This window comes from Natronospirillum sp., from assembly GCF_022565775.1.
Taxonomy (GTDB): Bacteria; Pseudomonadota; Gammaproteobacteria; order Pseudomonadales; family Natronospirillaceae; genus Natronospirillum.
The window spans coordinates 1-12889 of sequence record NZ_JAIUMC010000093.1 but is presented as its reverse complement, the minus strand read 5'-3'; the positions used below and the strand labels follow the sequence as shown (position 1 = coordinate 12889).

Sequence of the window (12889 nt, the reverse complement as noted above, 5' to 3'; positions counted from 1 at the left end):
TACCGTGGGAGCGCACCCCGTTGCGCGATGGGGCCGCAGGCCCCCATGCGTGGCTCACGCCGAAACGTCGGACCGCACCGCCTACAAATGTGCCTCCCCTGTAGGCCAACGACGTGAGTCGTGCCCGGGGCCGCAGGCCCCCAATAAGGCGGCTATCGCCGCCATGCGTGGCTTACGCCACAGCCTACAATAGAGCCACATTTGTAGGCCGCCCCCCATCCGTTTATAGTCTTGGCTTCCCTTGCAGTCAGCGAGCCCCGTCATGTCGTCAAACTCACAAAGACTTCTACTCGGAGTATTGGCCGGCCTGCTGCTCGCGCTGTCAGCGCTCGCTGATGACTTGCCGGTCATCCAGTTGCAGATTGATGACTACCCTCTCAGTACGGAACTGGCGGTAACGCCGGATGAACGTTCTCTGGGCCTGATGCACCGTGAAACTCTGCCCGACGATGCGGCCATGCTGTTTGTCTACAGCGCTCCTGCTTCGCGCTGCTTCTGGATGCGCAATACGCTGATCCCGCTGACAGTCGCCTTTCTGGCCGAAGACGGTCGAGTGCTGCAACTGGCCGACATGGAACCCCTGAGTGAGGAGATCCATTGCTCGGACTTGCCGGTTCGCTTTGCCCTGGAGGTGAACCAGGGCTGGTTCGAGCAGCGCAGCCTTGGCGTTGGCGACCGGGTTCAGGGCTTGCCCTGATCAGTGAGCCGCTAGGGCCAGTGTCAACTCTTCGGGCAGCCCTTCCACATCGCTCCACAACTCGGCCAGCAGCGATTCCCGGCATGTCCAGTCACCGGCCAGAATCCATCGAGCCAGAGCGGCGGCCACATCCGGGTAGTTCACTCGCGCTTTTCTGCCATTTTGCAGCCAGTCCCCGACCTTGCCTGTATCGAGTGTGTTCATGGTTTCAGCCAGCCCGAGCAGACGCAGGGCGTGTGCATTGGACATCTGCTCCATCTGCCCTCGGGTGGGTTTGACCAGAATCCGCTTGCCCAGATGCAGGGCTTCCGAGGTCAGTTCAAAGCCGGCCCCGGTGATCACGGACGCACACTGCGCCAGCCGCTGCTGAAAGGTCTCGCGACCGAACGGGTGTACATGCACATTGCCGTACTGGCCGGGCGCCTTGTCTGCGCAGAAGACGTGAAACTGATGGGTCGGATGGGCCCGCAGCATCTTCAGTACACTGGCCGATTTGTCGAAGGGCAGGTAGACCAGCACCTGCTGTTCACTCTGCAGGGTAGGGTCTGTATCCATCGAACAGTGGATCATCGGCGGCAGAATCGGGGCATTGAAATGGTGCCAGTGCATGCCGAGTGCGTGGCGCGCCGGCGCAAACCAGCGCAGTACCGCACTGGCCATCAGAGAGTCGCTGTCACGCGGGACATTGTAGGCGAAGGCATACTGGTGTCCGATCCCGATACTGGTCGTACCCTGAAGCCGAGCCGCCCAGGCGGTGACGGGCTCGAAATCGGTGATCACCAGGTCATAGGCCCGTGTATCCAGCTGCCGGACGTCGTCCCGGAAACGTTGCAGCCGGGCGTTGCGAAAGGTGCGCCAGTAGTCAAGACGGCCATTGTCGATGGCGAAGGTCAGACCTTCTCGCACCTGGTAAGTGCCAAAAGGCGCCATGTCAAACAGTTGATCCGCCGGTCGGCCACTGAACAGATAATCGACCCTGGCCCCCTGACGAGCGAGCTCCGAGGACAGGCAGCGTGCCCGAGTGATATGACCGTTGCCGGTCGCCTGAACACCATACAGAATTTTCATAGCATCAGTCCTTGCATGACGAGGCTGGCGATGGTGCTGCCGAGCAGGGCACCGACCAGCGTGTCGGTAGGAAAGTGAACACCCAGAAAGACTCTGGAAGCACCGATGGAGACAGCCCAGGCAAACAGCCAGGGCGTCAGTGAGGGGAAGAGGTGGGCCAGAACTACAGCAAACAGAAAAGCGCCTGAGGTGTGACCTGACGGAAAGCTGAATTCATCGGACGGGCGGATGAAGCTGCGGAACCCCGCAATGGCAGCCTGGGGGCGATTGCGCCGGAAGCTGTTCTTGGCCGCGAAATAGATCAGCCGTTCAGCCGAGAAAGCCACAACGACGGCCCACAGCCACTGCAGGTCAAATACCGGATGCCAGGCCAGAAGGGCCAGAAAAACCAGCACATAGGCAGGCCCGTCAGCGCTTCGGGACAAATAGCGGGAGAGTTCGGTGAACGTCGTGCGGCGCTTGCATTGCATGCACCAGGCAAAGGCGCGGAGATCAAGCTCGTGGATGCCGGGAAGCAGTTTCATCATCGGCCCTCCTGTAGGTCTCAGGAGGGATGATGCGCCTTTCAGATGACAGTCAGATGGCGATCAGGTTAAGAATTGGTGACGTAAAGCGGCGAACGCCGGGGCGCATTTGATAGCGCCCCACCTGGTGTCGGAACACTAGACATTGAAGCGGAAGTGCATGATATCCCCGTCGCGCACCACATACTCCTTGCCTTCAAGCCGCATCTTGCCGGCTTCTTTCGCGCCCTGCTCACCATTGCAGGCGATGAAATCATCATAGCCCACGGTTTCGGCCCGAATGAAGCCCTTCTCGAAGTCGGTATGAATCACGCCGGCTGCCTGGGGCGCTGTGGCCCCGACGCGCACGGTCCAGGCCCGCACTTCTTTCGGCCCGGCGGTGAAGTAGGTGTGCAGACCCAGCAGGGTATAGCCGGCACGGATTACCTTGTTCAGGCCGGGCTCTTCCATGCCCATGTCCTGCAGGAATTCGTCCCGCTCTTCATCTTCCAGTTCCGCAATTTCGGCTTCCAGCTTGTTGCAGATCGGCACCACAGTGGCGCCTTCGCGTGCTGCAATTTCAGCAACCTGATCCAGCAATGGGTTGTCGCTGAAGCCGTCTTCGTCGACATTGGCGATGTACAGTGTCGGTTTCAACGTCAGCAGGTGAAAGTGCTTGTTCAGTATGGCTCTTTCTTCGTCATCCAGGGCCATGGCGCGCACCGGCTGCGCCTCGTTCAGGCCGGGCAGCAGCTTTTCCAGTATCGCGACATGGCGCATGGCGTCCTTGTCCTGGCCCTTGGCCTTCTTCTGCAGTCGGGTGATGGCTTTCTCGACGCTGTCGAGGTCTGCCAGCGCCAGTTCGGTATTGATGACTTCGATGTCGGAGGCCGGATCAACCTGATTGGCCACATGGATGACATTGTCATTGGCGAAGCAACGCACCACATGGGCAATGGCATCGGTTTCCCGGATATTGGCCAGAAACTGGTTGCCCAGTCCCTCGCCCTTGGAGGCACCAGCCACCAGACCGGCGATGTCGACAAACTCCATGGTGGTCGGAATCAGTTTCTCGGGCTTGACGATGGCCGCAATAGCCTCCTGTCGCGGATCGGGCACCGGCACGACGCCGGTATTGGGCTCGATGGTGCAGAAGGGAAAGTTCTCCGCATCAATACCGGCTTTGGTCAGGGCATTGAAGAGGGTGGATTTGCCTACGTTGGGCAGGCCGACAATGCCGCATTTGAAACCCATGGTGATGTAATCCTCTGAACTGATGTGTCTGATTTGACGGGCGCCGTCAGGCGTCCTCTGCTTTGAAACTGTGCAGCCGATTCATGGCTTTCTCCCAGTGGCCCTCAACCGCGAGCGCCGTTTCGGCAACGGCGGCATCGATCGCGGCTTCAGTCAGCGTCTGTTCGTTCGGCGCGGCCCGGGACAGCACATAATTGACCACATCACGGGCCTGGCCCGGGTGGCTGATGCCGATGCGCACACGATAAAACTCTTTCTGATTGCCAAGCTGGGCAATGATATCGCGCAGGCCATTGTGTCCGCCGTGTCCGCCGGCGCGCTTGAAGCGGGCGACACCGGCCGGCAGGTCCAGCTCATCATGGGCCACCAGAATGTCTTCCGGGGCCCATTTGTAGAAACCGGCCAGGGCCGCCACGCTGCGTCCGCTGCGATTCATGAAGGTCATCGGTTTCAGCAGTGTGACTTTCTGCAGGCCCAACTGTACTTCGCAGCTATCGGCAGCCAGCTTTCGATCGCTGCGCCATTGCCCGCCGTTGGCCCGGGCCAGTGCATCGACATAGGCGAAACCGGCATTGTGTCGGGTGCCGGCATACTGGTCACCCGGGTTGCCCAGTCCGACAACGAGCTTGATCATGTCTGGTTAAACTCCAATTTCACCTTCAACAGGCGGCTTTGCCGCCAAGCGCAGGCAAGCCAGCGCCTACAAATAAGCCACCCTGTAGGTGCGTGCCTTGGCCGCGCTCGGGGCCGCAGGCCCCCAAAAGGCGGCTTCGCCGCCAAGCGCAGGCAAGCCAGCGCCTACAAAGAAGGCTCCGTTGCAGGCCCCGCAGGACAAAAAAAGGGGCCGGAGCCCCTTTCTTCATCGCTCAGGCCGGCCGCTATCAGGTGGCCGGTATCAGGGCGCTTATTCCTTGTCTTCGCCTTCAGACTCGGAGGCTTCTTCCGCGCTGGCGGCGGCTGCTTCTGCAGCAGCGGCGGCATCTTCCTCGGCGTCTTCATCAACCTGCTTGGCGGCACCCAGGATGCTGCACACGGGCGCATCATGGTCTTCGCCATGGGTCAGTTCAATAATGGTCACACCTTTGGGTACGCTGATATCGGACAGGTGAACCACGTCACCGACGTTCAGGCCTGCCATATCGACTTCCAGATACTCGGGCAGATCAGATGCTTTACAGGTGACTTCGATTTCGGTCAGGTTGTGCTGCACGATACCGCCAGATTTCACACCCGGGCACTTCTCTTCATTCAGGAAATGCACAGGAATCTTCTTGTGGACCACAGTCGATTTGGACACCCGCTGGAAATCCATATGGGTAACCCAGCCGCGTGACGGATGGCGCTGCACGTCAACCAGCAGCGCCTGCTGTGACTTGCTGCCGATGTTCAGCGTCAGCACGTGGGCGAAGAAGCCTTCGTGCTGGGTGGCTTTCTTGATTTCATTGCCGTCGAGGGTGATGGACATTGGCTTCTGGGCCTTGGTGCCACCATAGATGATCCCGGGGATCTTCTTGGCGTGACGCAGGCGGCGGCTCGCACCTTTACCTGTGTCTTTGCGTTCCTCAACGGTGAGGGTATAAATGGCTTCTGACATGGTTGTGTTTACTCCGGTTTTAATGGTCAGAAGCAGGATGACCGCGACCAATCATCCTGCTTCCATTGGAAATCGCTGTTTCTGCTTTAGCAAAGAACCGCCCTGTCAGTCGGCTTCGGGTTCCCCGAGGCGACGAAACATGGCGCTGATCGATTCCTCGTTGCTTGTCCGGCGAATGGCTTCCGCCAATATGCCCGCCATCGAAAGCTGGCGGATGTTAGCACACTTGGTAGCCTCAGGCGAGAGCGGAATACTGTCGGTTACCACCAGCTCGAGTTCGGCCTTGGCGATGCGTTCGATGGCCGGTCCGGACAGTACTGCATGGGTGGCATAGGCCACTACTTTGCGCGCGCCGAACTTCTTCAGAGCCGCTGCAGCCTGACACAGGGTGCCGGCTGTATCTACCATGTCATCGAGCAGAATACAGGTGCGATCGCTGACATCACCGATGATGTTCATGACTTCGGATTGGTTGGCCTTGGGGCGTCGTTTGTCGATGATCGCCAGGTCGGCATCCAGTTGTTTGGCGATGGCTCTTGCCCTGACAACGCCACCGATATCCGGTGATACCACCACCTGGCCTTCGTAATTCTGTTTCAGGATGTCGTCGAGCAGAATGGGTGAGCCGTAGATGTTGTCGACCGGGATATCGAAGAAGCCCTGAATCTGGTCGGCGTGCAGATCCACCGTCAGGACCCGATCTGCGCCCACCACGCTGAGCATGTCGGCAACCACCTTGGCACTGATAGGCACACGGCTGGATCTCGGGCGACGATCCTGACGGGCATAGCCGAAGTAGGGCATGACCGCGGTAATGCGGCCGGCCGAGGAGCGACGCAGCGCATCGATCAGCAGCACCAGTTCCATCAGATTGTTGTTGGTCGGGGCGCAGGTAGGCTGAATGACAAATACATCTGACCCCCGGACGTTTTCTTCAATTTCGATGGCCACCTCGCCATCGCTGAATCGTCCAACCTGGGCGTTACCCAGCGGGATGTCCAGGCGCCGGGTGACCTCTTTGGCCAGCTCAGGGTTGGAGGTGCCGGTGAAGACCATCATGTTTGCCACGGTGCTTTCCTCGAGTGCTGTCGTATTCATGATTTGCGTCGTGTTTTGGGGATGGTGAGCGTCAGTGCTGCCAGTCGGTCCAGAACGGGTGAGCGGTTGAGGCCAGGGGCGGCAAAGGTGGCGTAGCGCGCACGCAGGGCTGATTCAGCCCGGCGGGCGGCTCCTTCATCAGGCAGGGTTATGAACCCGCAGGCACCGGTGCCGGTCAGGCGGGCGGGGCCGAATGCACTCATGGTGTCCAGCATGCTTCTGATCTCCGGGTAGCGTTGTCGCACCACCGGCTCGCAGTCATTGCGGCCATCCCCTCTCAATGCGGAGCGTATTGTCGTTATTTGGCTATTTCGTGTCAAACCGGGGTTGCCGAATACTTCCGCCGTCGACACGCTGATCCCCGGATGGCAGACCACAAACCAGTGTTCGGGCAGCTCGACCGGTTGCAGACGTTCACCAATCCCTTCTGCCCAGGCGCTGTGACCGCGCACGAACACCGGCACATCCGCGCCCAGTTGGCGACCCAGATCGGCCAGCGTATCGGTATCAAGCGCGCATCCCCAAAGTGTATTGAGTGCCAGCAGGGTAGTCGCACCGTCGGAACTTCCACCGCCCAAGCCGCCGCCAATGGGCAGTCTTTTATCCAGTTCAATATGCAGATTAACCGGGTGCCGGGCATGGTCGCGCATCAGGGTCGCCGCACGGGTGATCAGGTTGTCCGCTGTCGGCAGCCCGGAACTGTCGGACAGTCGAATGCGGCCATCCGCACCAGGCTCAATGCTGAAGGTAAGCTGATCGCCATGATCCAGCAGTTGAAACAGGGTCTGCAGTTCATGGTAGCCATCGGCTCTGCGGCCGGTGATATGCAGCATCAGGTTCAGCTTGGCGGGTGCGGGCAGGATCAGGCTGTCGCCCTCCGGGAGAGGGCAGGGTTGCCTGGTGTCGGATGCGGCTGTCGGTGAATCGGTCATGGCAGAGCAGATTACCGGTCTGTGGTCAGTTTCCGGGAATATCCCAGGTCTGGATGACAATGCGCGCCGACATCTCACCCTGTTGGATGTTGAGCCGCCGGGGCATGTTGTTGTCCGCATGGTACTGGTCGTATTCCACTGTCCAGCCTTCCTGTTCCAGACGCTCCAGCAGTGGCACATGGTCCAGCTTGATGCCGGCCTCACTGCGTGGCGAGGGAATGCCCCTTACCCAGTACTGCATCAAGTCCAGTGGCAGATCCAGTGTGGTGGTCTGCGCCAGCAGCTCGTCCAGGGATTCTGCCGACCAGGTGCCGTCGGAAGTGCGCAGGTCCGCATGTCCCGGGCCGCCACTTACGGTGGCCGCGCCCTGGCCCAGCGGGCCGCTGATGCGAATATTGTAAAACTCCCGATGCTGCTGCCAGTAAACACTGAAGTTGGCCCCTTCGTCGCCGGTGCGGGCGCCCACACGGCCTTCCAATGTCCATTCATGCAGATCCAGCATCGCGGCCTGGTGCTCGCGCCAGGGCTCCAGCATGGCTTGCTGATCCACCGGTTCCGACTGCGGCATCAGGCTACAGCCTGCCAGCAGCACAACGGCTGCCAGCAGGCCGAGCCGCCGGGTGGCTGTTACAGGAGACGTCATTGCGTGTTCTGCTCCAGCCTGTCCAGCACGTTTTCGAGGCGTTCGGTATTGGCGTGGCGGGTCAGCCAACGTTCGGCAACGTCGCGAGCTTCCTCCTGCTGATCATTCATCCACAGGGCTTCCACATAGTGGGCCACTATTTCGTCGTCATCGGTATCCCAGCCCTGCATGTCGAGCGCGGTACCGAGTATCTCGGCGGCCTCTTCGTAACGCCCCTGCTTGAAGCGCAACCAGCCGAGGCTGTCGGTAATGGCATAGGAATCCGGGTTCTGCTCGTAGGCCTGTTCAATCATCGGCGCTGCTTCTTCAATACGGTCCGTGCGGTCAACCAGCGTATAGCCCAGGGCATTCAGGGCTGCGGTATTGTCCGGGTCCTGGTCCAGAATAAGGCGCAGGTCGGCTTCCAGATCGTCCAGCCGGTCCAGAGGTTCTGCCGACAGGGCTCTCATGTAGAGCAGATAGAAGCTGTTGGGCCGCTCGCGCAGGCCCAGACTGAAGGTATCGAAGGCTTCCTGATAGTTGCCTGCTTCATACCAGTACCGACCCTGCAGTTCCGACATTTCGGCGACCAGACCAGGGAAGCGGTCACGCTGCTCGGCAAACAGGTCCTGAGCACTGACTTCGGGCAGAGCACTGGCCTCCAGCAACTCGATCATCTGCTGCAGTCCGCCCAGTGCCCAGTCGCTGTCGGTAATGCTCTGGTAGTGCTCGAAAGCCTCTTCCGGTTCATTGCGCTCCTGTGCCAGGCGACCGAGGTAATAGTGTCCGGCCGAGAAGTCGTCGGTCTCCAGCAGGCGGGTAAACAGGTCTTCCGCTTCGGGCCGGCCCTGGTCAAAGGCCAGCTCGCCGGCGAAGCGCAGCAGGCCGGCATCCTGCGGATTGTATTCAAGGCCGTCCTGCAGCGCAGACAGGGCAGACGCCTGATCATCGTCCTGCAGCCAGCTGCGCGCCATCAGCAGATAAAACCGTGGTTCATCAGAGTAGACTTCGCTGCCTTCCTGCAGCACCTTGCGCGCCCCCTGGCTGGCATTGATGTCGGTCAGGATCTCACCGTAGGCCAGATAATCCGCCTGGCTGTCGAGACTGTCGGCCAGTGCCTGCCAGTGGATTTCAGCCTGCGTCAGGTCATTCTGCAGCTCGGCGAGAAACCCGAGCAGAAGCTGCACATCGGGATTGTCTGCAAAGTCGCCCGAGACGGCATCAATTTCAGAGTAAAGTTCTGTCAGTGCGTCGTCTTCCCATTCAGTCAGCCGCTCGAAGGGGGTATAGAATTCATAGCCGGGTGACAGGTCCAGCAGAGCCTCCAGTGCCTGCACGGCCAGTTGCGGGTCCTGATCGGCCAGCGCCAGTTGCCAGACGCCATGCCAGGCATTGGTATTGTCCGGTGACAGCTCAGTCCACTGGCGGAAATAGCGTAGTGAGATTTCAAGTTCGCCCAACTGCGCGGCAAGGGGTGCCACGCGCTGCAGGATGCGCACCTCATGCGGGTATTGCTCCTGGGCTTCACCGAGCAGGAAAAGGGCGATTTCGGGCTCATCGTTGAGCAGCGCCAGTTCGCCCATCAGCAGCCGATAGAAGCCCGCGCCGTCCAGCTCATAGGCTGGCAGCGGACTGGCAACCGTGGTCAGGCCTTCACTGGGTGGACGGTCTTCCCACGCCTCTTCCTCTTCCGACTCGACGGTCTCTTCTGCAGGCGGTTCTTCGGTTGCTGGTGAATCGCCCGGAGAGGCGCAGCCGGCCAGAAAAAGACCGAAAGTGGACAGCATTACGACAAATAGCAATTTCAAAGGCAGACTTCCTGGTGCGTGACGCATCCAAAGCGCCGGAATTTCATGTAGAATAGCGGGCCGTTCAGGATCTGGGTGAGTGTAACTCACCGTATCAGTGGTTGCAGTAAAGACTCTCTAAAGACTATGCCGCTAGTTGCAGTGGGAATCAATCACAAGACCGCCCCCGTTGAAGTACGCGAACGGGTGGCGTTCGCCCCGGAACAGCTCATTTCCGCACATCGGGAATTGCTGGATAGCGGACGTGTGTCCGAAGCAGTCATCGTGTCCACCTGCAACCGCAGTGAAATCTATTGCGATATCGACAATGCGGCACAGGGCGCGCAGTTGCGCGAGTGGCTGGCGGAGTACCATGGCGTACCGACAGACCAGTTGACCGCCTGCAGCTACGAGTTTCATGAGCTTGAAGTGGTCAACCATCTGTCGCGGGTCGCCGCCGGGCTGGACTCTCTGGTACTGGGCGAGCCGCAGATTCTGGGGCAGCTCAAGTCGGCCTATGCGGTGGCCCAGGAGGCGCACAGTGTCTCCGGGCAGATGAATGCGTTATTCCAGCATTGTTTCGGCGTGGCCAAATCGGTACGCACGGAAACCGCTATCGGCCGCAACCCGGTCTCTGTGGCCTATGCTGCCGTTGATATGAGCAGCCACCTGTTCAGTGACCTGGCGCAATGTCGAGCGCTGCTGATCGGGGCCGGTGAGACCATAGAGCTGGTAGCACGCCATCTGCGTGACCGAGGCATCCTGTCGATTACCGTGGCCAACCGAACGCTGGAGCGGGCAGAGCGGCTGGCCCGGCAATTTGGCGCCGAGGCGATACTGCTCGGTGATATACCCGAGCATCTGGCGCACAATGACATTGTGATTTCCTCCACCGCCAGCCAACTGCCGATCCTCGGCAAAGGCGTGGTCGAGAAGGCTCTCAAGCAGCGCCGGCACCGACCCATGTTTCTGGTGGATATTGCCGTACCGCGCGATATTGAACCCGAGGTGGATGACCTGTCCGACGCCTATCTTTATACCGTCGATGATCTGCAGCAGGTCATCGAGGACAATGTGCAGTCACGACGGCAGGCGGCCGAAGAAGCAGACCAGATTATTGTCCAGGCAGTGCAGCAGTATGCGGCGGTGCAGCGTGAGCGCTCTGCCGGTGAGCACATTCGAGTGCTGCGTGAACAGACCCAGACCCTGGCTCGCCGCGAGCTGGAACGGGCACAACAGCAACTGGCCCGCGGCGAACCGGCGGAAGCGGTATTGCAGCGTCTGAGCCACGGTCTGACCAACAAGTTTCTGCATGCGCCCACCCTGTTTCTGCGCCAGGCCGGGCGGGAAGGGCGCACGGAAGATATTGAGCGGGTCCGCGATCTGTATGCGCTCGAGTTGCCAGAAGTGCCCTCAGAAGAATGGCCGGCCGACTCGGCCCCCGAAACCGACAACGAACAGGACATCTGAGCGTCTAATGAAGGCATCTCTGCAGACCAAAATGGATCACTTGCTGGACCGCTATGAAGAGCTGTCGGCGCTGTTGGCCGACCCCTCTGTGATCGGGGAGCAGGATCAATTCCGGCGCTACTCACAGGAATACGCAGAAATAGAGCCGGTGGTGCAGACCTTTACCCGCTATCGCCAGGCGGATGAAGATCGCCGCGCCGCCGAAGGCATGCTGGCCGACAGTGATGCCGACATGCGGGCCATGGGGCAGGAAGAGTATGCTGCCGCCGAAGCCCGGATGAATGAACTGGAAGACGAGCTGCAGACGCTTCTGCTGCCGCGTGACCCGGATGACCGCAAGAACGTGTTTCTGGAAATTCGGGCCGGTACCGGTGGCGATGAAGCCGCTCTGTTTGCCGGTGACCTGCTGCGCATGTATACCCGCTTTGCCGAGGCCCGTGGCTGGCGCCTGGAAATCATCAGTGCCAGCGAAGGCGAGCATGGCGGCTACAAGGAAGTGATCACCCGCGTCAGCGGCCAGGATGTGTATGGCCAGTTGAAATTCGAATCCGGGGCGCACCGGGTGCAGCGGGTGCCCGCCACCGAGTCGCAGGGGCGTATTCATACCTCGGCCTGTACCGTTGCCGTCATGCCGGAGGCGGACGAGTCCGAGGCGATCGACATCCGCAAGGAAGATCTGCGTGTTGATACCTACCGCTCTTCCGGGGCCGGCGGACAGCACGTCAACACCACGGATTCCGCCATTCGCATCACGCACCTGCCCACCGGCCTGGTGGTCGAGTGTCAGGACGAGCGCTCGCAGCACAAGAACCGGGCCAAGGCGATGGCGCTGCTGGCCAGCCGTCTGGAACAGGCACAGAAAGACAGTGCCGTGCAGGAGCAGGCATCACAGCGCCGCTCTCTGGTGGGCAGTGGCGATCGCTCCGAGCGTATCCGCACCTACAATTTCCCGCAGGGCAGGGTGACCGACCACCGCATCAATCTGACTCTGTACAAGCTGGACGAGGTCATCACCGGCGGCAAGCTGGAAGAAGTCATCCATCCGCTGCTGACCGAACATCAGGCCGATCTGCTGGCCGAGCTGGGGCAGGACGGCGCCTGATCATGACCGGCCCGGAAACAGTGTCCGCCGCCCGCCAGTCAGGTCAGGCAATATTGCGTGATGCCGGACTGCCCGCCGATACGGTAGCAGTGGATACCGATTACCTGCTCTGCCATGTACTGCAACGCACCAGAACCTGGCTGATGACCTGGCCGGAAGCACCCCTGAGTGAAGATCAGCAGTCCGAGTTCAAAGACCTGCTGCAGCGCCGCGCAGGCGGCGAGCCAGTGGCACATATCACCGGCACCTGCGGTTTCTGGACACTGCAATTGACGGTGGATGCCAGCACCCTGATTCCGCGCCCCGATACCGAGACCCTGGTCGAGGCGACGCTTGAACTGCTCGGCGAACGGCGGCAGCACCCTCTGTACCTGGCGGACCTCGGCACCGGCACCGGTGCCATAGCGCTGGCCTTGGCCAGTGAATGCCCGGACTGGCGGGTAATCGGTATCGATGCGGTGCCGGAGGCCGTGCAACTGGCCAAGCGGAATGCCGAGCGCAACGGTTTGCAGCGGGTGCCGTTTCTGCTCGGCGACTGGGCCGAACCGCTGGCGGATCACAGCCTCGATGTGCTGGTCAGCAATCCCCCCTATATCCGCGCCGATGACCCGCACCTGGAGCAGGGCGATGTGCGCTTCGAGCCCCGTTCGGCACTGGTGGCTGGCGCAGATGGACTGACCGATTTGCGCCTGATCATTCAGCAGGGCGTCAGGGTGCTGCGCGCCGGTGGCTGGCTGCTGCTGGAGCACGGCCATGATCAGG

13 protein-coding genes are annotated in these 12889 nt (G+C 60.5%); 4 read left to right on the top strand and 9 right to left on the bottom strand.

Annotated features, from left to right (window positions below; translation table 11 throughout):
• The first annotated feature begins 262 nt into the window (after window positions 1-262).
• A complete protein-coding gene (locus LAT62_RS13840; protein ID WP_293385091.1) occupies window positions 263-697 on the top strand; it encodes a DUF192 domain-containing protein in 435 nt (144 codons plus the stop codon).
• On the opposite strand, the gene LAT62_RS13835 is transcribed toward LAT62_RS13840, so the two are convergent.
• The 9 genes from LAT62_RS13835 to LAT62_RS13795 form a co-directional block, all read right to left on the bottom strand.
• On the bottom strand, window positions 698-1765 hold the full coding sequence (locus tag LAT62_RS13835) for an MJ1255/VC2487 family glycosyltransferase (protein WP_293385088.1): 1068 nt from the start codon (window positions 1763-1765) through the stop codon (window positions 698-700). It lies immediately after the preceding gene.
• Window positions 1762-2292 carry a phosphatase PAP2 family protein gene (locus tag LAT62_RS13830; RefSeq protein WP_293385085.1) on the bottom strand — a complete coding sequence of 177 codons (531 nt, stop codon included), beginning with the start codon at window positions 2290-2292 and terminating at the stop codon, window positions 1762-1764. The genes LAT62_RS13835 and LAT62_RS13830 overlap by 4 nt, the downstream gene beginning before the upstream one ends.
• A 135-nt stretch (window positions 2293-2427) precedes the next feature.
• On the bottom strand, window positions 2428-3522 hold the full coding sequence (ychF, locus tag LAT62_RS13825) for a redox-regulated ATPase YchF (RefSeq protein WP_293385082.1): 1095 nt from the start codon (window positions 3520-3522) through the stop codon (window positions 2428-2430).
• Window positions 3523-3568: 46 nt separating this feature from the next.
• Window positions 3569-4156 (bottom strand): aminoacyl-tRNA hydrolase, encoded by a 588-nt coding sequence (gene pth / locus LAT62_RS13820; RefSeq protein ID WP_293385079.1) that lies wholly within the window; start codon window positions 4154-4156, stop codon window positions 3569-3571.
• A 270-nt stretch (window positions 4157-4426) separates the two neighbouring features.
• Window positions 4427-5116 (bottom strand): 50S ribosomal protein L25/general stress protein Ctc, encoded by a 690-nt coding sequence (locus tag LAT62_RS13815; RefSeq protein ID WP_293385076.1) that lies wholly within the window; start codon window positions 5114-5116, stop codon window positions 4427-4429.
• 105 nt (window positions 5117-5221) lie between these two features.
• Entirely contained in the window at window positions 5222-6184 is a 963-nt protein-coding gene (locus LAT62_RS13810) for a ribose-phosphate pyrophosphokinase (RefSeq protein ID WP_367120566.1), read from the bottom strand.
• Window positions 6185-6210: 26 nt separating this feature from the next.
• Window positions 6211-7146 (bottom strand): 4-(cytidine 5'-diphospho)-2-C-methyl-D-erythritol kinase, encoded by a 936-nt coding sequence (ispE, locus tag LAT62_RS13805; RefSeq protein WP_293385073.1) that lies wholly within the window; start codon window positions 7144-7146, stop codon window positions 6211-6213.
• 25 nt (window positions 7147-7171) lie between these two features.
• On the bottom strand, window positions 7172-7789 hold the full coding sequence (gene lolB / locus LAT62_RS13800) for a lipoprotein insertase outer membrane protein LolB (protein WP_293385070.1): 618 nt from the start codon (window positions 7787-7789) through the stop codon (window positions 7172-7174).
• Complete coding sequence (locus LAT62_RS13795) at window positions 7786-9576, bottom strand: tetratricopeptide repeat protein (protein ID WP_293385067.1); 1791 nt, start codon at window positions 9574-9576, stop codon at window positions 7786-7788. The genes lolB and LAT62_RS13795 overlap by 4 nt, the downstream gene beginning before the upstream one ends.
• 126 nt (window positions 9577-9702) lie before the next feature.
• Between LAT62_RS13795 and hemA the strand changes: the two genes are divergently transcribed.
• From hemA to prmC, 3 genes are all read left to right on the top strand, one after another.
• Window positions 9703-11025 (top strand): glutamyl-tRNA reductase, encoded by a 1323-nt coding sequence (gene hemA, locus LAT62_RS13790; protein WP_293385064.1) that lies wholly within the window; start codon window positions 9703-9705, stop codon window positions 11023-11025.
• Between the two features lie 7 nt (window positions 11026-11032).
• Window positions 11033-12127 carry a peptide chain release factor 1 gene (prfA, locus tag LAT62_RS13785; RefSeq protein ID WP_293385061.1) on the top strand — a complete coding sequence of 365 codons (1095 nt, stop codon included), beginning with the start codon at window positions 11033-11035 and terminating at the stop codon, window positions 12125-12127.
• A gap of 2 nt (window positions 12128-12129) precedes the next feature.
• A partial coding sequence (gene prmC, locus LAT62_RS13780) for a peptide chain release factor N(5)-glutamine methyltransferase (protein ID WP_293385058.1) occupies window positions 12130-12889 on the top strand: 760 nt, incomplete at its 3' end.